Annotated in this window: 23 protein-coding genes and 1 pseudogene; 5 read left to right on the top strand and 19 right to left on the bottom strand. The window is 63.0% G+C overall.

Going from position 1 to position 20,189, the window contains the following annotated elements; genetic code table 11:
* Positions 1-293: 293 nt before the first annotated feature.
* The 4 genes from K3A85_RS16300 to K3A85_RS16285 all read right to left on the bottom strand — a co-directional run bounded on the left by K3A85_RS16300 (position 294) and on the right by K3A85_RS16285 (position 3,216).
* Positions 294-1,229, bottom strand: a complete 936-nt coding sequence (locus K3A85_RS16300; protein WP_225207586.1) for a ParB/RepB/Spo0J family partition protein — start codon at positions 1,227-1,229, stop codon at positions 294-296.
* On the bottom strand, positions 1,229-1,993 hold the full coding sequence (locus K3A85_RS16295) for a ParA family protein (RefSeq protein WP_225207653.1): 765 nt from the start codon (positions 1,991-1,993) through the stop codon (positions 1,229-1,231). The genes K3A85_RS16300 and K3A85_RS16295 overlap by 1 nt, the downstream gene beginning before the upstream one ends.
* Positions 1,994-2,473: 480 nt before the next feature.
* On the bottom strand, positions 2,474-2,767 hold the full coding sequence (locus tag K3A85_RS16290) for a DUF7673 family protein (protein ID WP_021243496.1): 294 nt from the start codon (positions 2,765-2,767) through the stop codon (positions 2,474-2,476).
* Positions 2,768-2,820: 53 nt separating this feature from the next.
* Positions 2,821-3,216, bottom strand: coding sequence for a DUF3768 domain-containing protein (locus tag K3A85_RS16285; RefSeq protein WP_225207585.1), 396 nt, complete (start codon positions 3,214-3,216; stop codon positions 2,821-2,823).
* Positions 3,217-3,325: 109 nt separating this feature from the next.
* Here K3A85_RS16285 and K3A85_RS16280 point away from each other — a divergent pair, with 109 nt between their 5' ends.
* Positions 3,326-3,868 (top strand): hypothetical protein, encoded by a 543-nt coding sequence (locus K3A85_RS16280; protein ID WP_225207584.1) that lies wholly within the window; start codon positions 3,326-3,328, stop codon positions 3,866-3,868.
* 645 nt (positions 3,869-4,513) lie between these two features.
* The gene (locus K3A85_RS16275; protein WP_225207583.1) at positions 4,514-6,379 is read left to right on the top strand and encodes a reverse transcriptase/maturase family protein; all 1,866 of its coding nucleotides are present in this window, start codon (positions 4,514-4,516) and stop codon (positions 6,377-6,379) included.
* Between the two features lie 141 nt (positions 6,380-6,520).
* Here the strand turns inward: K3A85_RS16275 and K3A85_RS16270 are convergent, their stop codons facing one another.
* From K3A85_RS16270 to K3A85_RS16260, 3 genes are all read right to left on the bottom strand, one after another.
* Positions 6,521-7,054 (bottom strand): hypothetical protein, encoded by a 534-nt coding sequence (locus K3A85_RS16270; RefSeq protein ID WP_225207582.1) that lies wholly within the window; start codon positions 7,052-7,054, stop codon positions 6,521-6,523.
* Positions 7,055-7,103: 49 nt separating this feature from the next.
* Positions 7,104-7,268: a hypothetical protein gene (locus K3A85_RS16265; RefSeq protein WP_021243491.1), complete on the bottom strand. Its 165-nt coding sequence runs from the start codon at positions 7,266-7,268 to the stop codon at positions 7,104-7,106.
* Positions 7,269-7,495: 227 nt separating this feature from the next.
* Positions 7,496-9,262: a GAF domain-containing hybrid sensor histidine kinase/response regulator gene (locus tag K3A85_RS16260; RefSeq protein WP_225207581.1), complete on the bottom strand. Its 1,767-nt coding sequence runs from the start codon at positions 9,260-9,262 to the stop codon at positions 7,496-7,498.
* A gap of 226 nt (positions 9,263-9,488) precedes the next feature.
* Between K3A85_RS16260 and K3A85_RS16255 the strand changes: the two genes are divergently transcribed.
* Together K3A85_RS16255 and K3A85_RS16250 are read left to right on the top strand one after the other, a co-directional pair.
* Complete coding sequence (locus tag K3A85_RS16255; RefSeq protein ID WP_225207580.1) at positions 9,489-9,749, top strand: hypothetical protein; 261 nt, start codon at positions 9,489-9,491, stop codon at positions 9,747-9,749.
* 28 nt (positions 9,750-9,777) lie between these two features.
* A complete protein-coding gene (locus tag K3A85_RS16250) occupies positions 9,778-10,206 on the top strand; it encodes a thermonuclease family protein (RefSeq protein WP_225207579.1) in 429 nt (142 codons plus the stop codon).
* A 32-nt stretch (positions 10,207-10,238) separates the two neighbouring features.
* Here K3A85_RS16250 and arsH read toward each other — a convergent pair whose 3' ends face one another.
* The 12 genes from arsH to K3A85_RS16190 form a co-directional block, all read right to left on the bottom strand.
* Entirely contained in the window at positions 10,239-11,018 is a 780-nt protein-coding gene (arsH, locus tag K3A85_RS16245; protein WP_318248096.1) for an arsenical resistance protein ArsH, read from the bottom strand.
* Positions 11,015-12,082: an ACR3 family arsenite efflux transporter gene (arsB, locus tag K3A85_RS16240; RefSeq protein WP_225207578.1), complete on the bottom strand. Its 1,068-nt coding sequence runs from the start codon at positions 12,080-12,082 to the stop codon at positions 11,015-11,017. The genes arsH and arsB overlap by 4 nt, the downstream gene beginning before the upstream one ends.
* Positions 12,079-12,615: a GNAT family N-acetyltransferase gene (locus tag K3A85_RS16235; protein WP_225207577.1), complete on the bottom strand. Its 537-nt coding sequence runs from the start codon at positions 12,613-12,615 to the stop codon at positions 12,079-12,081. Before K3A85_RS16235 ends, arsB begins: the two co-directional genes overlap by 4 nt.
* A gap of 3 nt (positions 12,616-12,618) precedes the next feature.
* Positions 12,619-13,053, bottom strand: a complete 435-nt coding sequence (gene arsC / locus K3A85_RS16230) for an arsenate reductase (glutaredoxin) (RefSeq protein ID WP_149523984.1) — start codon at positions 13,051-13,053, stop codon at positions 12,619-12,621.
* Positions 13,050-13,571 carry an arsenate reductase ArsC gene (locus K3A85_RS16225; RefSeq protein WP_150426743.1) on the bottom strand — a complete coding sequence of 174 codons (522 nt, stop codon included), beginning with the start codon at positions 13,569-13,571 and terminating at the stop codon, positions 13,050-13,052. The genes arsC and K3A85_RS16225 overlap by 4 nt, the downstream gene beginning before the upstream one ends.
* A gap of 11 nt (positions 13,572-13,582) precedes the next feature.
* Positions 13,583-13,915, bottom strand: a complete 333-nt coding sequence (locus K3A85_RS16220) for an ArsR/SmtB family transcription factor (protein ID WP_021243482.1) — start codon at positions 13,913-13,915, stop codon at positions 13,583-13,585.
* Positions 13,916-14,016: 101 nt separating this feature from the next.
* Positions 14,017-14,430, bottom strand: coding sequence for a single-stranded DNA-binding protein (locus tag K3A85_RS16215; protein ID WP_150426742.1), 414 nt, complete (start codon positions 14,428-14,430; stop codon positions 14,017-14,019).
* A 489-nt stretch (positions 14,431-14,919) separates the two neighbouring features.
* Entirely contained in the window at positions 14,920-15,549 is a 630-nt protein-coding gene (locus K3A85_RS16210; RefSeq protein WP_225207576.1) for a hypothetical protein, read from the bottom strand.
* A gap of 227 nt (positions 15,550-15,776) precedes the next feature.
* Positions 15,777-16,724, bottom strand: a complete 948-nt coding sequence (locus K3A85_RS16205; RefSeq protein WP_150426741.1) for a DUF2493 domain-containing protein — start codon at positions 16,722-16,724, stop codon at positions 15,777-15,779.
* Between the two features lie 710 nt (positions 16,725-17,434).
* On the bottom strand, positions 17,435-18,862 hold the full coding sequence (locus K3A85_RS16200) for a YncE family protein (protein WP_225207575.1): 1,428 nt from the start codon (positions 18,860-18,862) through the stop codon (positions 17,435-17,437).
* A gap of 2 nt (positions 18,863-18,864) precedes the next feature.
* Entirely contained in the window at positions 18,865-19,233 is a 369-nt protein-coding gene (copM, locus tag K3A85_RS16195; protein WP_120694178.1) for a CopM family metallochaperone, read from the bottom strand.
* Between the two features lie 8 nt (positions 19,234-19,241).
* Positions 19,242-19,721, bottom strand: a complete 480-nt coding sequence (locus K3A85_RS16190; RefSeq protein ID WP_150426740.1) for a hypothetical protein — start codon at positions 19,719-19,721, stop codon at positions 19,242-19,244.
* A 123-nt stretch (positions 19,722-19,844) separates the two neighbouring features.
* Between K3A85_RS16190 and K3A85_RS16185 the strand changes: the two are divergent.
* Positions 19,845-20,189 (top strand): annotated as a pseudogene (locus tag K3A85_RS16185) (uracil-DNA glycosylase); the annotation flags it as partial.

Here is a 20,189-nt window from a genome sequence, read left to right as displayed (position 1 = left end):
CAGTGCTATTGTTTAACAATGACGGCGCCAAGCCTATCCGGCCCTCACCTAAAACCACTCATCTTATAGTCTGCTCAAGCAGACTCCGCCCGTCCTCTAGCCAGACCTCTCACCCGACCTGACATATACAGAAAAGCAGAATATTTCTGAGCCATCCAACCCGTACGATCCGAGAAAATGAAGACAGCCGCGCCCCTGAAGAAGGGGCGCGGCTGTCAAAATTGTCTGAAAAACTCGATCGTTTCTACGCGGAGTGAGGGGTGAATGTGTGAGCGCCCCGCCCGGACGACGGTTTACCCCATAACGATATCGGCAACGGGCGCTTCGATCTCCTCGCCGTCGTCGAACACCACCCGAACCCGCTCGGGCAGGATCAAACGTCCTGTCCGCCCGTCCAGGGTCACCCGAACCGCATCAAGGGGCTGGGGCTCCAAAGACACCTCCGCGCCGAACATCGACCGCAGGCCTGCACCGGCACGAACCGGCCTGCTTGGCGCAGCGCGCTCGGTGTCCTGCCCATTCGACAAGGCAGGCACGTCACGCAACCCTGTATCAGGCAGAGCCTCGGATGCCTTGAGCCCCGCGATAAACCGGCCGCCCTCGGCCAGGGTCACGCTCTCATCGCCAAGCCGCTCGACATAGGCGCGCACCGCGTCGCCGTGGGTTCGGGCGGTGCGGTGGAGGTCGTAGAGCAACCGGATCGGCATCTGATCGATCGCCGCCCGCAACCATGGCGCCATGTCGGCACAGGCGGCATAGAGCGATACGAACTGCTTAGACCGGCCTAGCGCGCGGGCGATCTCCGCCTGGGTGACGCCGGCGGCGAGCATCCGTTCGATCCCGGTCGCCAGATCATGCGGGGTGAGGCCCGCGCGCTGATCATTCTCGACGATCTGATCGGCGAGCGTATCGGCCCGGTTCACCACCGCCATCACGATCGCTGGAATTGTCTCGCGCCCGGCAAGGCGCGATGCCCGAAAGCGCCGCTCGCCGACGCGGATGACATGAAGCCCGTCACCATTTTTCGGGGCGACGATGATCGGCTGCAGCACGCCGCGCGCCGCGATCGAAGCGGCAAGATCCTTGAGCTCCGTCTCGTCGAACACGCGCCGCGGATTTTCGGGGTCGGCGATGATCCAGTCGAGCGGCAGATCCTCGACGCGCCGCGCGCTGTCGTGGAGACCGACAAGCAGTCCAAACTCTTCGGCGCGCTGATCGAACTTGCCCATCACGCCGCACTCAGGCGACGGTGATCCATCCGGCGAACGATTTCGGCCAGGATCGGTCGGATTTCGTCAGCGGCCGCTTTCGCGCCGCTGCCGGTTTCGCGCCAGACCGGATGATGCTGTTCGGCCGAATGCTTGTAGGTCGGTCGCGCCTTGATGAAGGCGGGAAACATCAGTTTCTCGCCGACGGCGCGGGCGAGCTTGACCGCATTGTCCATTTCGCGCCGGTCGAACGGATTGACCATCGAGGGCAACAGCCCGAGAAAATCGACCTTGCGCCCGCCTCTTGCCCCTTCCGCTTTTTTGAGCGCGGTAAGCAGCATCTTGGCGCACTCGATCGAATCCTCGGCGACCTGAACCGGCGCGATCACCGCGTCGGCCACCGCCATCGCGCTCAAGGTCAGCTCATCCCATTTGGGACCGGTGTCGATGACGATATGATCGAAATGCGCACCAAGCGCGGGAAACCGGCCGAGGAAATCGCGGACATCCGCGGCGGCCTTGACCATCTGCAGGCGCGGATCGGCGGCGAAAACCGTGATGCCGGGCGCATCGGTCAGGTCGAGCCGCGCCTCGGGATCGAACAGGTCCGCTGCGAACCACCCGGTCCGCTCGCTCGCAAGCCGACGGGTGGAACTGCCCTGCGGATCGAGATCGAGAAACGCGACCCGGTTGCCATCTCGCTCGGCAAGATACCAGGCGAGATGCGTTGCGAGAAAGGTCTTGCCGACCCCGCCCTTGAGCAGACTGACGACGATCGTTCGCATCGGCGCCGCGCCGTCAGGATTCATAGTCGTGCGGACCATCGCGCAGGTTGCGCTCATAATGCTCGCGCGACGACCAGTCGCCACCGCCGCCGATGCCGGGTCCGACATAACGGAACAGGTAAACGGTGATGACGAAGCAGACGAATGCGAACAGCAACGCATGGTCTGGATGACGCGAAAAATAGTCGGCCACGGCGGGTCTCCTTGGCATGTTCCAGGGAAACCGGTCGGTCCCCTCACCGCGCAGCGAAACGCGGCCGCTCTCGCCGCGCAGCCTCCCCTCTCGTGCCGGGGAGCAAGACCCGGTGGGCGTCAGACGGCACCGGCGATAGTCTGCTCAAGCAGACTTTTCGGCCATCCCCCCGGTCAGGGGGATGGCCGGCGTCACCATCGCTCTGTGAGACATTGTGCGCAGCCCGGCGGCAACGTCAGCGGGCTCGGTTGGCGCGACGCGATCAGCGCTCGTGGCTGACGCCTTAGTCAGTCGGCAGGCTCACGCAACCGCCACTGGTGGACCAGTGCGACGATCTTGTCCTCATAGCCGAGCTGGTCGGGATAGATCGCGCCGTGATGACCGCCCAGATAGACGAACACGACGGCCATGTCGGCCGCAACGGCGTGGTCGACGCCGAACAGGTCGGCGAGATCGAACCCGCCATTGTCTTGCGCATTCCACCAGGCGAGCAGGAAGTTCGCGGCGCGGCGCGCCTGGCCGGTATCGGACGCGGCGAGATCGAAAAGCCGGTCGAGGGCTTGGATGACAGGCTCGCTCATCTGCGAATCCTTTCGGTAAAAAGTGGCCCCGACAGGGTCGGGGCCATGATAGCTCAATATTCGTGGGTGAGAAGCAGCGTCAGCACGCGAGTGGTGACTTCGGGATCGGTCGGATCGGGCGATCCATAGGTCAGCGCGCGATCATAATAGTCGATCTTCCAGTACAGGGCTTCGCCGGCAAATTCGAAGCGCCCGAAATCACGCTCGCCATGGGGATCGACGTCGGGACCAAAGGCGTCATAGTCGCGCACGGTGCGCAGCAGTTCGGCGCGGCGCTGGAACCCGCGGAACAGGCTGGTATCGCCGATGAGCTCGGCGACCCCGGCGGTCATGACCACCTGGTTGACGCCCGGGCTATGGATGGACTGGCGCAGGGCATCATTGAGCCGCGCGATGGTAGCGACGCGCTGGTCTGCGGATAGGACTTTGTCATTCTGGGTGTCGGCCATGACGTTCGACTTCCTGATCTGTGTCAGACCCCGCCGATCGGGGCCTTTCGACAGGCGACCGGACCGCCGAGGCATAGCGCGCCCGCGCACCCGTAGGGTCGCAACGGATGTGGAGAAGCCCGGCATCGGGCTTGCGCTGGCAAGTGCCGCGGCGAGGACGCCAAGCCAGAAAGGAACCATCGGTGCAGCGGTGATAGGGAAAATGGAACGGCATGGCCGACTTTTCGGACGTGCTGCTGGACGCGCAACCCAGCGCTTCGCTATCCACTTGATCATGACAGACACCGCCCGGATCATTGCCCTCTGGCCACGCTGGACATTGAGCGTGGGCGTGATGCAGCGGCTGCAGATCCAGGTTCGCACCCAGTGCCGCCGCTGCGGCGCCCTGATGCGCGCCGATCTGGACGATCTGGTCGCTCGCTATGGCGCAAGCACGTCGCTGATCGATCGCCAGGAACGATGCCGCATGGTCGCGTGCGATGGCGCGACCTTCTACCTTGCCGCCCGGCGGCATGGCGAGCCGTGGCGGATCCTGCTCGACGCCGCGGCGCTGCGCGATGGCCTGAGCCTGTGCCCGCCAGCGCATCTCGCCCATGGGCGACCAGCCCCTTTCGCGAATGCCGCAGACCTGCTCATTCCAGGGCGCCGTTGACGGCCTGCACCACGGCAGGGATCGTGACCCGCATGGGCGTGCGCCGTTGTGGCGCGACGAAGAAAGGAGTGTTCGAATGAACTGAGCTTATTGGCATAGCTCATGCCTGACCGACTTACCGGTGCCGGTGATGAATCGGCTGAGACCCCGAAAGGGGAACGGGACCATAGCATGTCGGGGGATGGATCGAAGTTGGGCGCCGCAGCCTGACGGCTGACCAGCAGGCAAGATGCGTATGGTGAAGACTGGATTGTCTGAATCCCAGTTTCCAACGACCATCAGGTAGGTGACGGTGAATGCGGCTGACACACCGTATCGAGCGGAGCGAGGAGCACGGCCCTGCAAATCGCTGCCATTCCGCCCGACGTGGCCCCGGTCAGGGGATCAAGGAAACGAACGGGGCACCTAACCGCATCGCGACTCCTCACTCGCGCAACTGCGGGATCGCCTAAACAGGACCGCTCGCCGGACCTGCATGGCGACGGAGCCGTCATAGTAGTCAACGCCCGGTGTAATGGCCGGGACAGCCGCCGTAAGGCGGACGGGACAGCGGTATAAGCAGGAGCGATCCTTGTCGAAATCCGCTGCGTCCGGGCGAAGGACGGCAGTTCTGAAACTCGATGGATCAATGGAAAGGGACTGCTGATGCAGACCGCTACTATCCTGAGACGGATCGAGAAGCTTCCGGCCCTGTCGCGGGCGGGCAAGCGGATCAACGGTCTTCACCGCCTCATGCGGTCCCGCTGCTTATATGAGCGGGCCTATGACCGAGTATCCCGAAATCGGGGTGCGATGACGCCGGGAGTAGACGGACAGACCTTCGACGGCATGACGCTGGCGAGGCTCGACCGTCTGGTTCAAAGTGTGGCGGAAGGCCGTTACCGCCCTCGTCCAGTGCGACGGGTCTATATCCCCAAGGGCAATGGTAAGATGCGCCCATTGGGTATCCCAACGGCGGATGATCGCATCGTTCAGGAGGCGGCGAGAGTGGTCCTCGCGGCGATCTATGAACCTGTGTTCTCGAAACACAGTCATGGGTTCCGCGCGGGTCACTCCTGCCACACGGCTCTCGAAGAGATCCGTAAAACCTGGACGGGCGTGAAATGGCTGATCGAGGTGGATGTCCGCGGGTTCTTCGACAACATCGACCATGACATCCTGCTCGGCCTCTTGGCTCGGCGGATCGATGATCCAGTGTTCATCGATCTGATCGGGACGATGCTCAAGGCCGGGTGCATGGACGACTGGAAGTTCGAGCGGACCTATAGCGGCACCCCACAGGGCGGGGTTATCTCGCCTCTGCTCGCCAACATTTATCTCCATGAACTTGACGATTTCATGGAGTCGATGCGGCGGGGCTTCGACAAAGGCGACAGACGGCGGGCGAACCCCGCGTATGTTGCCTGCTCTCAGCAAATCGCCGCTCTCCGTAAGGAGATCGATGCAGCCCGTGCCGATGGTGCGGGCGATGGCGAGGTTCGCGTCCGACTGGCGCGGATCGAAGCTGTCAAACAGGATCGGCGGAAACTCTCTTCCGTCGATGACATGGACCCCAACTTCCGCCGCCTGCGCTATTGTCGCTACGCTGACGACTTCCTCGTCGGCGTGATCGGCAGCAAGGCGGACGCTGTCCAGATCATGGCCGATATACAGCGCTTCCTCGCTGATCGGCTTAATCTGGCGGTGTCACCTGAGAAAACCGGGGTTCGCGATGCATCGAAGGGATCACCGTTCCTAGGCTTCCATGTATGCGCCTTCACGTTGCGCTCCGCCGGAACAATGGCGGGGCGGCAAAAGACCGGCGGCGGAACGCGTAGCGTTCTTCGTCGGCCGACGCGGGGGAATATCAAGCTGTGGGTGCCACGGGATCGGGTCTATGCGTTTTGCAGGCGCAAAAAGCTTGGCAACCTCGACACGAGGAATGGTCTGGTGCGCCCGCAGCTCATGGAATCCAGTGTGGCGGAGATCATCGTGGCCTACAACTCGGAGTTCCGAGGCTTCGCGAACTACTATGCGATCGCCGATGGCGTGAAAGCGTCACTCGACAAGTTGGAACTGGTCATGCTCAGGAGCCTCTTCGCGACTGTGGCATGCCGGCGACGCTCGACGAGGCGGCAGGCCGAGGAATATCTGAAGATGGGGTCGGACCACGGTATTACGACCGTGGTTCGGGGCGAGCCGCGCGTCCATAAGGTGTGGAAACTGAAGCATCTGATCGTGAAGACGTGGGATAACCCCATCGTCGACACCATCACGGTAGGCTCTCGCCTTGCGCAGAGTCCGAACGATCTGGTCACGCGTCTTAATGCCGAGCAATGCGAGGCATGTGGCGATTCCGATGGTCCGTTCGAGATGCATCATCCCAATCGCCTGAAGGACAAGCGGCTCGACCAACTGACGCCTTGGGTACAATCGGCACGACGGCGCAGGACTATCGTCCTGTGCCGCAAATGCCATGTTGCTCATCATGGCGGTCGGATGCCGGTCGGAATGGAGAGCCGTGTGCATTGAAAGGTGCAAGCACGGTTCGGGGGGAGGCGCTGGGACGTCCTTGAAAGAGGCGTTTCGCGTCTACCCTACCGAGACCCGGCACGGGGCTCGGGGCGTTTCGCCTAGAGCCCGGTCCGGCGCAGCCGGAGCCGCCCTCCCCGCTCAAGCCCCATTTGCATCATCCAGACCACCGAACAAACGGAGCAATATCTCGTCCAGGCTGGCGACCTTCTGGAACCTCGATATCCGCACCTTGCGGTGGTTTGGCCGCTCGTTCTTCTCGCCCTCCGACGTCCCCTTGCTATGTTTGGCGACGGCAAACGGACTGATGTCCGGCAAAGGCTCGCCTGGCCCCGCGCCGAACCACAGATAATGGTCGAAAAAGAGGTCTGGCGTCACCACGATCCAGATGACGCACCCGCTCGGCTTCTCCATCAGCTTGAGGCTGATCTTGACCTCATCGGTCTTGCCGCCGACGATTTTGGTCTTGAACTGGATATGGCGGGTCACGCGGCCGCGGGCCATGACCAGATCATAGCCGCCTGCGTCGAATTCGGAGCGCAGCACCTCGACATCGGTCACGCCCCGTTGCCAAAGGCGGCGCAGCGCGTCCCCGACAAAGACATGCTCCACGATGCGCTCACGCAGGGTCGAGTGGATGAGATGCGGGCTCGCTTCCTCGGTAAGATCGTCCAATCAGCGCTCGCACAATAAGGGCGGGGGCGAACGCCCCCGCCTGAAGGTTTCAGCTGAACGGATCATATTCATTGATGACCGCGACGTCGCCATCGAACTCATCGGCGGTTATGACCGCGAACTGCGTGCCGATGCCGATAACCATGGTAGCGATCATCAGGGTTCTGGAGAGGCCGAGCGCGTGGAGGCGGGCGATCTTGATGTCGGTGAACATATCGAGGCTCCTTGCCAAGCCGGCGGGTTCATCCCCGCTCGACTGGCGCCCGATGTGTTCGGCCGGTGGCCGCGATCACTTTTTGCCGCAGGCCAAAAAGCCGTAGCGCAAGCGACCGGACCCTTTACGGGTTGATCGCATGAGGCTGCCGGCCGGACCAAGGATTGCGCCTCAAAGAGCGGGGTGGACCCGCCTGACGCCAGGATTTGGGCTTCGCGCCGACCCTTCTAGTATGTCTCTACGGTTGGCCCTTGCGCAGATCGCGCGGTCTTGCGCAGGATGCTGGAGAGTTCATCCATCGAATAGGGTTTGTTGAGCAGAGCGAACCCGCTGGCTCCTTCGTCGGCCAAGACATGGCTATAGCCGCTTGCCAGGATGATCGGCAGGCCGGGATAGAGGCGGGTAATCTCCCGGCCCAGTTCGATACCGGACATGCCGGGCATAACGACATCGGAAAAGACGATGTCGAAACGAGCAGCACCCTGCGCCAGTTCGGCGAGCGCCGCCGGCCCGTCCGAGGCCGCCGTCACCTGATAGCCCAGCTCCTCGAGCATATGGGTCGCAAAGGTCCGCACTTCGGCATTGTCCTCGACCACAAGAACCCGCGTGCCGGCACCATGATCGGTGACCTTTGCAAATGGTCCGGCTGTCAAATCTTGGTCTGGCGCCGGTACGTGCGGCAGAAACAGGGTGAAAGTCGTGCCGGAGCCGGGATTGCTTTCAACATGGATTTCGCCGCCTGACTGCTTGGCGAAGCCGAAGACCTGGCTGAGGCCAAGCCCTGTTCCATGCCCTACCGGCTTGGTCGTGTAGAAAGGCTCGAACACCCGTTCGAGTTGATCGGGCGCGATGCCAACACCATTGTCAGAAAGCGAGACGGCGACAAATTTCCCCACCCTTTCGGGATGCGCGCGGATTGGCGGGATGACGTCGACGGGATTCACGGCGATGCGGAGCACGCCCTCCCCGTCCATCGCATCGCGCGCATTTACCGCCATGTTGATGAGCGCGGTATCGAACTGGCTGGGATCGGCATCCGCATAGCAGGCGATACAATGGAGGTCGGTCTCCACGACGATCCGTGAGCCCGTCAGGCTGCGGATGATATCGCTGACTGCGAGCACGTTGCGGCCGACGTCGAAGGTCTCGGGTTTGAGCGTCTGCCGCCGCGCGAAAGCCAGCAGCTGGGCGGTCAGCTTCGAGGCGCGCGCGACGGTATCGATGATCGCGTCGATATAGCGCTCGCGTTTCTCGTCGGTGAGGTTCTTGCGGCGAAGCAGGTCGGCCGATCCCCCGATCACGGTCAGCAGATTGTTGAAATCATGCGCGACCCCGCCGGTCAGCTGGCCGATCGCTTCGATCTTCTGCGACTGGCGCAGCGCCTCGTGCGCCAGCTCCAGTTCGCGTGTGCGCTCGGCGACACGCGCTTCGAGCGAGGCGTTGAGTTCGCGCAGGTCGACCTCGGCGCGACGCCGCTCGACCGCGACGCGCGTGCGCTGCGCCATCTCGCGCATGAACACGAGATCCGCTTCGGACCAGTCACGCACTTCGTCATGGTTCACGAACAGGAGCGCCACGAACCGGCCCATTTCGGTCACCGGCATGTTGATGAAGGATCGTACGTTGATCGCGATCAGGACGTGGGCTGTGTCCGCTGTGCGCGGATCGAGCATGGCGTCCGACACGACCACCGTGTCGCCACGTTTGAGATCCTCGATATAGCTGCCATGCTCGCGAAAATGCAGCCGGCCTGCGATGCTGGACACGCCGGGGGCATTCCAGTCCCGGTCGATATCGATCGTTTCCTCGACCGTGTCGATCGTCCCGTAACCGGCGCGGCTCACCCCAAAGGTGCGGCCCAGAACCTCGGCGGCGATGAAGGCCAGATCGCCCGCATTCTCGGTCATGCGGAAACGATCGTTCAGTTCGACAAGCGCATCCTGATGGCCCTGCGATCCCTGTGCATATGGGTCAAAAGCCTCTTCATCACGCACACGCGGCAGTCCGCAGCCGATCGGACATCATCCTGGCACGGTCTGCTCCACGACCGGGGTCGCCCTGTTTTGAGAATTTCACCTTTGTATGTCCCTGTTGAACTGAGCTCGTTCAGGCTCCCTTAACGCGCATTCTTCCGTTCAGTGCCGCATCGGACTTAAACTGCATCAATAAATGTCCTTTGGCCGCTCTGGTAGCGAAGAAGACGGCACAGAGGGTCGCCTCTTGCTGTATGTTCTTTTTTTGTTCTATGTTTCTCTCATGCTCCGAGTCGATGAAGATAGCCTGACCCTCCATCTCGAGGTGTCGCTCGCAACCGCCGAACCGGCACTGGTGACGGATATTCGCTGCGGTGACGCGGCCGCACGACGGCGTGCGGTGGCGCAGCTGGCCCGGCATCTGGCGGTCCGTTTGCGCTGCTATGATATTCTCGCTGACGAGCCCGCCGCGATGGCGGGGACATTGCCGCTTTTCCCCGACGCATGACGAACGCCTCGTCCCGGTCCCATCGCTGATGCTCATAGCCTTGCTTCTCGCTGTCGCGACCGTACCCGCCGGGCAGATGTTCACTTGCACGCCCATCAGGGTGTGGGACGGTGATGGACCGGTCTGGTGCCGGGAAGGACCACGGATTCGGCTTGGCGGAATAGCGGCGCGTGAAATCGACGGCTCATGCCGGCGGGGGCAACCCTGCCCGCGCGCCAGCGGCATTGCCGCGCGGGACGCGCTGGTCCGATTGCTTGGCGGCGCCAGGGGCCGAAGCGGCACCGGCCATATCCTTGTCACTGGCCCGAGGCTCCAATGCCGGTCAACCGGCACCGCAAAAGGGGATCGCACCGGGGCCTGGTGTTCTGCGCCGGGGATCGGCGACCTGAGTTGCGCCATGATCGCGACGGGCACAGTGCTGCGATGGCAGCGCTATGCGGGAGGCCATTGCCGCTGACAGGGCCTGATGGTCTGCCGCATGCCAACGGCTCATCCCTGTACGGTTTGGGGCGCGATTGCGATCGACGAGAGGTCGTTCGTTGGATCGACTTGAATGCCCGCTTCGCTCCGTTCGGAATAGCGATCGACGAGTTGGTCCGCATGCGGCCGCAGCAGGACGGTAAAGCGCACAAGCTCCTCGACCACATCGACGATGCGATCATAATAGCTCGACGGCTTCATGCGGCCGTCATCGTCAAATTCGGCGAACGCCTTGGCCACGCTCGACTGGTTGGGGATCGTGAACATGCGCATCCACCGGCCAAGGATGCGCAGTGTGTTGACGCTGTTGAAGGATTGCGAACCCGCGCTGACCTGCATCACAGCCAGGGTCCGCCCCTGTGTCGGGCGCATGCCCTGATACGCCAGAGGCAGATGGTCGATCTGGGCCTTCATGATACCGGTGATCTGCCCGTGCCGTTCCGGGCTGCACCAGATCTGCCCTTCCGACCACAAGGAATGCGCTCGTAGTTCGGCAACGGCCGGGTGGTCGTCCCCTTCGACCTGGTCGGGAAGCGGCAGATCAGAAGGATCGAATATCCGCGTTTCACATCCGAAAAACTGGAGAAGCCGCGCAGATTCCTCCACCACAAGCCGAGAGTAGGATCGCTTCCGCAAGCTGCCATAGAGGAGAAGAATGCGTGGCGGCGGATCGTTCGGGCCGAGACCAAGCGCGGGCCTCCGGCGGGCAAAGGCCATCTTCAGAGCCGGCAGATAATCCGGCTCGGATAGCTGGCGCAGGCGCTCAAAGGCCATGATGTCCTCGCTCATCGGCCTTGCTCGGGCACGGTATCGGGAAACCAGCGGCGACCGAACCAGAAGGCGACATTCACCAGCAGGATCAGCACTGGCACCTCCACCAGTGGGCCGATGACGGCTGCGAAAGCGACCGGGGACACCAGCCCGAAAGCGGCGATCGCGACGGCAATGGCCAGTTCGAAATTATTGCCGGCAGCCGTGAAAGCCACCGCCGTCGTGCGTGGATAATCGCTGGCGATCAGCTTGCCCATGAAGAAGCTGATCGAGAACTGGACAACGAAATAGATCGTCAGCGGGATGGCGATGCGGACGGCATCCCCCGGGAGCGTGACGATCTCGCTGCCCTTCAGGCTGAACATGGCAACGATCGTGAACAGGAGGGCGATGAGCGTGACCGGACCGATCTTCGGGAGGAATACGCCCTCGTACCAGTCGCGCCCTTTGGCCGCGACGAGACCCTTCCGGGTCAGATATCCCGCGAGGAAAGGGATACCGAGGTAGACCGCGACCGCTTGCGCGATGATCAAGAAACTGACGTTGATGACGCTGCCCTGCAGCCCGAACAAGGGCGGCAGGAAGGCGAGGAAGAACCAGGCATAGAGACTGAAGAACAGGATCTGGAAGATCGAATTGAACGCCACCAGCGCCGCGACATATTGATTGTCGCCCTTGGCAAGCTGGTTCCAGACGATGACCATCGCGATGCATCGGGCCAGCCCGATCAAGATGAGACCCGTCATATAAGCTGGCTCGGCGCGCAGGAAGATGACGGCCAGAAGGAACATCAGCACCGGGCCGATGATCCAGTTCTGGACAAGCGATATTGCCAGCACCCGCTTGTCCTCGAAGACGCGCGGCAGCTCCTCGTAGCGAACCTTGGCCAGCGGTGGATACATCATCAGGATGAGGCCGATCGCGATCGGTATATTCGTGGTGCCCCAGGACAGGCCGTTGATCGCGGCAGGTAGACCCTCGATGCTCGTGCCAAGGCCTACGCCCAGGGCCATCGCCAGAAAAATCCACAAGGTGAGATAGCGATCGAGAAAGGATAGCCGTGGTTGACGGGTCTGGGTCATTGCGGTTCCTTGAGCGGTGGAGCGGCGTCACCGACGCCCAGCGCGATTTGCATGTAGACAGTGTCGAGCCAGCGTCCGAACTTGCGTCCCACCGACCGCATCGTGCCGGCATGTTCGAAGCCGAGCTTGGCATGGAGGGCGACCGATGCCGCTTCACCTCCGCCGATGACGGCAATCATCTGGCGAAATCCTGCCACCTCGGCCTGTGCCAGCAGAGCAGCAAGCAGCGCCTTTCCGACACCTCGGCACTGATGCCCAGGATCGATATAAATCGAGTTCTCACAGCTCGATGCATAGGCAGGCCGATCGCGAAACTGCGTGGCATAGGCATAGCCGACAACATGGCCGCCCTGCTGGGCGGCGAGGAACGGCCAGCCTTTCGCCAAGCATGCATCAATCTTTGCTTCGGTCTCCATCACCGAGCGCGGGCTGGTATCGAAGCTGGCGGTGCCCTCCCGGACATGATGGGCGTAGATGGCGGCGATCGCCGGCGCGTCGGCGAGGACCGCCGGCCGGACCGTGAACGCTGCCATCGTTCAGCCTGCCGTGACGCGGTTGCCGGCAGCGTCGACGACCTGCTCGCCGTCTTCCTTGGCGAAAGCACCGCGTTGGGCCGCGGGGATGAGTTCCAGCACCGCTTCGGAAGGGCGGCAGAGCTTGACGCCGAGCGGCGAGACCACGAGCGGACGGTTGATGAGGATGGGATGGGCCATCATTGCGTCGATCAGCGCCGCATCGGAAAGACCTTCATCGCCCAGGCCGAGGTCCGCAAAGGGCGTGCCCTTCTCGCGCAACAAGGCGCGCGCGCCGATCCCGGCGCGTGCGATCAGGCTTTCCAACTGACTGCGTGAAGGCGGCGTCTTAAGATATTCGACCACATGCGGTTCGATCCCGGCGTTGCGGATCATCGCGAGCGCATTGCGCGACGTCCCGCATTCGGGATTGTGGTAGATGATGATGTCCACGGTCATTCACTCGCCTCCGCCTTGGCGCTCGCGCCTTCGCCCTGTCCGATGTCCTTGAGCTTGCGCCGCATCGCCATGTCATCGAGGCTCGAGATCGGGAGCGCCAGAAACAGCGCAATGCGATTCTGCAAATAGCGCAGGGCCTGCAGGAAGGCCTCGCGTTGCCCCTCGCCCTCGATCGCGGCAGGGTCTTCAATGCCCCAATGCGCTGTCATGGGATGGCCGATCCATACCGGACAGGTCTCTCCGGCTGCATTGTCGCAGACCGTGAAGATGAAATCGAACTGCGGCGCACCGGAACCGGCAAATTCATCCCAGCTCTTGGACCGCATATCGGTGGTATCGAAGCCGAGCCCCTGAAGCACCGACAATGCCATTGGGTGGACCTGCCCCTTTGGCTGGCTGCCGGCGCTATAGGCTCTGAAACGCCCCTCGCCGAGCTTGTTCATGACCGCTTCGCCAAGGATGGAACGCGCCGAGTTTCCGGTACACAGGAACAGGACATTATAAATACGGTCGGGCATACAGGGCTCCATCAGCAGCAGGGAACAAGCTCGGCGATCAGCGGCTCGCACAGTTCCGCCCTGCCCCCGCAGCAATCCTTGACCAGGAACAGGGTCAGCGCCTTGAGCTGATCGAGGTCGGCGCGGTAGATGATCTGGCGACTGTGGCGCTCGGCACGGATCAGGCCCGCACGCGCAAGCCCGGCCAGATGCGACGACATCGTATTCTGGGGGATATTGAGCTGGCGGGCGACTTCGCCCGCGGCCAGGCCATCGGGCTCGTGACGGACCAGCAAGCGAAACGCATCTAGGCGAGTGCCTTGGGCAAGCGCCGCCAGTGCGCTGATAGCAGAATCATTGTCCATATATCGATAATATTGGATATATGGATTTCTGACAAGCCCCGCAGAAGAATGCCGACACAGCAAAAGGCCCGGTGGTTGCTGCCACCGGGCCTTCGCGGGTTTCAGAAGGGAATTTCGTCGTCATCGACCGAGCTGTCATTGCCGCCCTGGTCGCCACTGCCGGGCTTGGCGCGGGTGAGGAAGGTCACCTCGTCGGCGATGATCTCGACGCCGTACCGCTCGATATTCTCGTTGTCGGTCCAGCGGGTGTAGTGGATGCGGCCGCGCACCATCACCTTCATCCCCTTGTCGACATATTGTTCGACGGTCTTGCCGACGCCGTTGAAGCAGGTGATCCGGTGCCATTCGGTATCTTCGATCCGCCGGCCATTGTCGTCCTTGACGATCTTGCCGTTGCTGTCGCGCTTGGGCCGCGAGGTCGCGAGGCTGAAGTGGGTGATCTTGGTGCCGCCCTGGGTGGTGCGGGCTTCCGGCGTGGCGCCGACATTGCCGGCGAGGATGACGAGGTTCTGCATGTCGAGGTTCCTTTTTTGGGTGCCGAAGGGACCGTCCCTTCGACTGACCCCCGAAAAAGGCGGGCATGGGCGGTGCTTCCACCGGAGCGCGTAAGCCGCGCAGGGGAACCCCGACACAAGGGGTGGTGCGGGCAGCCGTGGCACACGGCAACTCGGCCCGAAGGGGAGCGGGTTGGAAGGACCGAACGACCGACTTAGGGATCAGGTCAAAAAGAAGGGATGGTGGCTTTGGTTCTATGAACCCAGGAACCGATGCAGAAACCTTGCCCTATCGCCGCGGCATGTCCCCGCCAGGCAGAGACCCCACAACCGGCCGTCAGCGCTTTTCTCACCTTGGACTGTCGTCCGCAGCGAAGCGTCGGCAACTCTCACGGCAACAGACATAATGGCCGTCTGACGCACGGTAAACCGCAGGCCCACCCATCCCGGCTTCATAGGATTGGCGAGCGCCCTTTCGATCCCCGCACAGGATGAGGCAGTGGTGCGCCGTCACGCGATCTGCACCCTGATCACGGCAAGGAGACGGTCGACGCAGTTAGAGGCGTCGGCCACATCGAAGGGTGACGCTCCGGCCCGGAACAAGGCGTCGATCTGGTGGCGGCGATAGGCCGGCGAAAGGATCGCTGCGAGTTCCGGCAATTCCGGAGGCAGGCCCGACAGGCCCGCCTCCATCGCAAGCGCCAGGGCCTTTTCGAGGTCATGCCGAATATGGACACGGTTCCAGTCGTCGGCATAGCCGGCCTTCATCAGAAAGGCTTTGAGGCCGAGTTCGATCGCGATCGCCAGCGAATGTGCGGCACTCGCGGGGGCGATCTTCACGCTACCTTCCGCACCGTGGGCAAATCCCACAGCATTCGCCATAAAAGTGGCGACCAGCGCCGGATCGGCGATCCCGGCGAAACGGCGCGCGGCATCGTCGAGCGTTGCGGCAGGAAGCCCGATCAACCAGCGCGGTCCTGCGATATTGCGCAGATGGCGCAGATGCGCCGAACCCGGTTCATCGGTGTCGGTGCCGGCCGACCAGCGTAGCAGCAGCGCGGCCTTCCAGCAGCGCCCATGACGCTGCCGGAACGCCAGCAGAGCGCGCAGTTCCTCATCATGCAAATCGCGCATCATCATCTCTCTCTAGTTCGTGGTAAGGCGACAGCCGGCGCAGCGTCGGCAACGCGGATGGCTGATGGGCTCTGAACCGCGTCCCGGCCGCCAACACGGCCGACCGGTTCCAGTGCTGCTCAGCGACACCAAAAGCGGCCTCGGCGCCCTCCCCTCTCGCCTGCGGAAATTTCCAGGGGACGACGGTAAGCGCAGCGAAAAAAAGGCCGCCGGAAAACCGGCGGCCCGCGGCTTCAGCCCGCAGCGCGACGGGCAGCTGAAGGAGGGCTTCCTAATGGGCCGCGGCGATCAACGACACGCAGTCCCCGAGCCTTGGCTTCGATGACAAGCCGCTCCGTCACGCCGTTGCCCTGGAAGGCGACCACGAACCGCGGCTTGAGCGAGAGCATCTGCTCGTTGCGACGGAAGCCCGCGCGATCCCCGAGTTTCCGGTCGAGACCGAACCGCACCTGCTGGATGCCATTCTGCTCGGCCCAGGACGCTGCAAGACGCTCGATACCTTTCATATCGCCGCCGTGTACGAGATACATGTCGCCGACATGGGCGCGAACCTTGTTGAGGGTGGCCAGCAGGTTATCGGCGAACGTCTTCATATCTTCGTCGTTGGCGAAGGTGAGGCGGCCACCGGCGAACACAACGGGCGTACCCTGCGCGGTGTTGGCGTTCAGAGCCCGCTCGCGGCGCGCTCGCAGGAAGGCATGGCCATCGACGATCCCGGCGGTGACCCCGAGCGAGATGCGGTTGCCGGACGATGGCACCCACGATCTCCCGGTCTCCCGGATATAGTGCGCGGCCGCGACATCGCGCATGATCTCGAAGGCACCAGCGGATTCCTCGACCTTCTTGGCGAGATCGATCTTCTCCTCAAGATTGGCCGTGCCGATTTCGGAGCCGTCCTGTTCGGCGAGGAGAAGGCGGATGTCGTCGGTCAATCGATCGACCAGTCCGTGTTTCTTGGCGGCGGCGCGGTGGAAGAGGTTCACCAGGCCCCAGCCCAGGTCTTCGATGTCACGCTCCAGCGCGGTGTTTCCCATCGTCGTGAAGAGATCGCTCCAGATTGCGGTGACGGTCTGCTCCAGCGCCTCGGTTGGTGGCGGCGCCATACCACTGAGGTCTTCAGCGCGGGGTTCGAGGTGCCCTAGCTCCAGTGCCGCGAGTGCGGCTGCAAGCGATGTGGACATGATAGCGAGCCTTTCTGTCTGTGCCGGCGGCCTCTCCGCCGGATGCGCATCCTCCGGGCGCTCGCAAAAGAGGGGCTGGCACCGAGGCACAGCCGAGGGAAACTCGCGAACAAGGGGTGGTGCGGGCAGCCGTGGCACACGGCAACTCGGCCCGCCGTTCGCGGGTTGCCAGCGCCTCGCGGGCGCCCATATGCGGCATCCTCTGGCGGGGAGGTGTCGACACCGACCGGTTTCGCTTTGCCCTCAGCTTCTGCCGTCGATTCGGAACGGGGTACCTCCAATTCCGCCGCTGCGAGATGCGACAGCACCGCCGCGTAGCTGCCGAGACCGCGCACCGTTTCCGCCGAGATCAGGATTTCGTCATCGTCCGAGGCGCTGAAACGCCGAACGGTCGTGCCGTCAAAAACCACCCGCTCCGGGCCGAACGCCCCGGGAGCGCCGCCAGCCCAGCGCGCGAATACAAGGGCATGATCGACACAGAAAGTCTCGATCGCCTCGAACCGGCCCAAGGCAACATCATGGACGGCCAGGGTAAGCGTCCGGATCCCCTGGACAGGCAAAATCTGGGACAAAGCCGTCGTTAGCAGGTCAGACGGCGTCCGTCGGCTTTCGGTAAACGCGGACGTTCGATGAGCTTCCCTTCAGAGACGTGGGAGCCAAAGAGCAAGAAACGCCGCTGCGTTCAATTCGTAGCCAGCAGCGCGCGGGCTTCAATGGGCTTGTTTCTGCACTACCGCGCCCTGCGAATCCGGATAACCTGTACGAATGACCAAATAACGACGCTCGGCCGGGGCAGCATCCGCGACAATCTGGCGGATCGGCCCGACGGCGTTGACGATGGCGGCGCCGGCCGGATTGGTCATGAATTTGGCAAGAGGTTGAATCGCACCCGTCCCGTCTGCTTTGGTCGCCAGTCCAAGCGTGAACGGTTGCTTTGACGGCAGGCCCGCGACGGCGGCCTGCAGGATCTGGACCTGCCCCTGATCGAACAAAGTGACCTGGCTCTGGCCCTGGCCTGACAGGGTCAACTGGACCTTGCCGCTGGCCATATCGAGCGGGACCAGATTGGCCATGCCGTCGCCCGAAGGCACCGCGCCCGGCACATAGGCGACGCCCTGCGGCCCCTGACCGATAGGGATGGTCGTGAGCAGGCGGTTGGTCGCAGTATCGATGACCGCAACGCCGTCGCCATTCTCCAGCCCAACATAGATGCGGGTGCCGTCGCCCGAAGGCCATAACCCGTGCGGCAGCGCGCCGACCGGGACGGCGGCGACCTGCTCGAAAGTATCGGTCCGGAACACCTTGACGATATTCTGCGTGCCGACCGTCACATAGGCGAACTGTCCGCGCGACGTGCGGGCGATGTTGACGTGATTGGTGATGGCGCCGGTGTCGATCGTCTTAAGGACAGCGAACGGCGGCTTGGCATCGAACACCATCACCTTGCCGACATCTTTGAGCGTCAGCCAGACCTGCCTGCCATCGGGGGTCGCGGCGATGTCGGGGCAGAAGGGGCTAGCTTGGGCGACACGTCCGACAATCTTCTTGGCTTTGGTGTCGATTACGACCGTCTCGGGCGAGAAGCTCGAGCAAACGTACCCGTATTTGCCGTCGGGCGAGAAGATCGTCATGCCCGGGCCGTTCGGGACGGTGATGCGCGTGGCAGGTTCGAACGTCTTGCCATCGAGCACCTGGATATAGTCCTCGCCGCGAACGCTGACCCAGACCTCGCGCCCGTCGGGACGGAAGAACGCCTCGTGCGGCGAGCGGCCGACATAGGCGGTGTGCTTGACCGCGTTGGTGGCCGTATCGATGAAGGTCACCGAGTTCGACCCGATCGAGATCACCGCCAGCGTCCTGCCATCGGGTGAGAAGCCCATGCCGTGGACCAGAAGCTGACCCTTGTAGAGTGGGCTCAGATTGGCGGGCGTCAGATCGCCGAGCTTGATGACGCCGAGCAGCCGGTTGGTTGCCGGGTCGATGACCGATACCGTGTTGGAAAACTGGTCCGAAGTATAGAAGCGGTCCTGCGAACTGATCGGCCGGTCGGGCGTCGCATTGGGCACCTGCTGCGCGGATGCGGTGTTTGCAAGCAGGCCGAGGGCGGACATGGCGAACGCCGTATTGAGGTGATTCATAATCATTTTCCGTCTCCCTGATGCTGGTGAGGCACACTCGGCGGTGCGCCCTTCTCGGCAAGGATCGCCTGCATGACCTCGATCTCCTGACGCTGTTCAACGATGATGCCCTGCGCGAGACGGCGCAGGCGTTCGTCCTTGCCGTAGCGCAGCTGCGCCTGTGCCATCTCGATCGCGCCCTGGTGATGCGGGATCATCATCGCCGCGAAGTCGCGGTCCGGATCGCCGGACGGCGCGACCATCATCTCATGGTGCATCTGCTCCATCGCGGCGGCCATGTCGGTGGCGAAGTCCTGCGGCGCCGCTGCGAGCGCGCCTGCAGATGCCGCGAGGCCGAGGCCGGCAAGACCCAGTATCAGTTTCAAGCGCATGCCCCTTCTCATGATAGTCTCGCGATAACGCCTATGATGGCAGCCAGTGTCATCATCGCCGCCGGCAGCAGGAATATTTGCATCGTCGCCTCGCGGCCGCTGATCGTCCCGGCGAGGATTTCGACCGTACCGTTCAAGAATTCGCCGAAGCTACGCTGCCGCTCGCCCGGCACCGGACTGTCGGCAAGCAGGATGCCGCCCACGATCAGCGAGAAGTAGATGACCATGAACAGGGTCACCATCACCAGTACGCTGGCGGCATAGGCATCGCGTGCAAAGAAGGTCCAGAAGGACGCCACCATCATCGCGTAGAAGCCGACCAACGCGACCAGCACATGCGGATGCACGCCGCGATTGGCGACGCCGGGCGCCGGACGCTCCAGCTCCGCATAGGGATCGTCGGGCCGGACCAGCCGTAATGCTGGCTTGGCCGCCGGCTCGACCTGTGCCTCGGCCTGAAACTCGGTCTGCTTGATGCGCGTTGCCATGTCGGATCTCCGGATCGACAGCGCTGCGAAATGAAGCGTCGCTGTTCCTGTGATCAAGATGACGGCTCACCAGTCATCGATCCAACCGATGATATTTGTCGTTCCGATCACGAATGGAGATGAATGGCCTGGCTCGACGAACCCGACCTGATCAAGCGACGGCGGCAGTCCTTGGCGGATACACATGTCGCACAGCTCGAATGCTGGCGCGAAGGGCTGTTGGCCGACGGCAGACCTGTGCCGCATTTCGACCCGGCGGACGGCGGGATCGACGCCCGGCTGCTGTTGCTTCTCGAAACCCCGGGTCCCGGGCCTGAGCGCACGCGCTTCGTGTCGCGCGACAATCCGTCCGGGACCGCCCGCAATCTGCGGCGCTATCTCGACGAGGCCGGCATCGACCGGTCCGATTGTGTGCTCTGGAACACCGTGCCTTGGATCATGCATCCACCCGGCGCCCGCAATCGCACC

Origin of the sequence: Novosphingobium huizhouense, from assembly GCF_020179475.1 — a bacterium.
GTDB classification, from domain to species: Bacteria; Pseudomonadota; Alphaproteobacteria; order Sphingomonadales; family Sphingomonadaceae; genus Novosphingobium; species Novosphingobium huizhouense.
The sequence above is the reverse complement of the archived record's forward strand: the minus strand, read 5'-3'. Positions and strand labels throughout refer to the sequence as shown.

What these genes read in the sequence shown, in the direction of transcription:
- K3A85_RS16300 (WP_225207586.1), bottom strand. Translation starts at nt 1,229, where the DNA reads ATGGGCAAGTTCGATCAGCGCGCCGAAGAGTTTGGACTGCTTGTCGGT.
- K3A85_RS16295 (WP_225207653.1), bottom strand. Translation starts at nt 1,993, where the DNA reads ATGCGAACGATCGTCGTCAGTCTGCTCAAGGGCGGGGTCGGCAAGACC.
- K3A85_RS16290 (WP_021243496.1), bottom strand. Translation starts at nt 2,767, where the DNA reads ATGAGCGAGCCTGTCATCCAAGCCCTCGACCGGCTTTTCGATCTCGCC.
- K3A85_RS16285 (WP_225207585.1), bottom strand. Translation starts at nt 3,216, where the DNA reads ATGGCCGACACCCAGAATGACAAAGTCCTATCCGCAGACCAGCGCGTC.
- K3A85_RS16275 (WP_225207583.1), top strand. Translation starts at nt 4,514, where the DNA reads ATGCAGACCGCTACTATCCTGAGACGGATCGAGAAGCTTCCGGCCCTG.
- K3A85_RS16265 (WP_021243491.1), bottom strand. Translation starts at nt 7,268, where the DNA reads ATGTTCACCGACATCAAGATCGCCCGCCTCCACGCGCTCGGCCTCTCC.
- K3A85_RS16250 (WP_225207579.1), top strand. Translation starts at nt 9,778, where the DNA reads ATGCTCATAGCCTTGCTTCTCGCTGTCGCGACCGTACCCGCCGGGCAG.
- arsH (WP_318248096.1), bottom strand. Translation starts at nt 11,018, where the DNA reads ATGAGCGAGGACATCATGGCCTTTGAGCGCCTGCGCCAGCTATCCGAG.
- arsB (WP_225207578.1), bottom strand. Translation starts at nt 12,082, where the DNA reads ATGACCCAGACCCGTCAACCACGGCTATCCTTTCTCGATCGCTATCTC.
- K3A85_RS16235 (WP_225207577.1), bottom strand. Translation starts at nt 12,615, where the DNA reads ATGGCAGCGTTCACGGTCCGGCCGGCGGTCCTCGCCGACGCGCCGGCG.
- arsC (WP_149523984.1), bottom strand. Translation starts at nt 13,053, where the DNA reads ATGACCGTGGACATCATCATCTACCACAATCCCGAATGCGGGACGTCG.
- K3A85_RS16225 (WP_150426743.1), bottom strand. Translation starts at nt 13,571, where the DNA reads ATGCCCGACCGTATTTATAATGTCCTGTTCCTGTGTACCGGAAACTCG.
- K3A85_RS16220 (WP_021243482.1), bottom strand. Translation starts at nt 13,915, where the DNA reads ATGGACAATGATTCTGCTATCAGCGCACTGGCGGCGCTTGCCCAAGGC.
- K3A85_RS16215 (WP_150426742.1), bottom strand. Translation starts at nt 14,430, where the DNA reads ATGCAGAACCTCGTCATCCTCGCCGGCAATGTCGGCGCCACGCCGGAA.
- K3A85_RS16210 (WP_225207576.1), bottom strand. Translation starts at nt 15,549, where the DNA reads ATGATGATGCGCGATTTGCATGATGAGGAACTGCGCGCTCTGCTGGCG.
- K3A85_RS16205 (WP_150426741.1), bottom strand. Translation starts at nt 16,724, where the DNA reads ATGTCCACATCGCTTGCAGCCGCACTCGCGGCACTGGAGCTAGGGCAC.
- K3A85_RS16200 (WP_225207575.1), bottom strand. Translation starts at nt 18,862, where the DNA reads ATGAATCACCTCAATACGGCGTTCGCCATGTCCGCCCTCGGCCTGCTT.
- copM (WP_120694178.1), bottom strand. Translation starts at nt 19,233, where the DNA reads ATGCGCTTGAAACTGATACTGGGTCTTGCCGGCCTCGGCCTCGCGGCA.
- K3A85_RS16190 (WP_150426740.1), bottom strand. Translation starts at nt 19,721, where the DNA reads ATGGCAACGCGCATCAAGCAGACCGAGTTTCAGGCCGAGGCACAGGTC.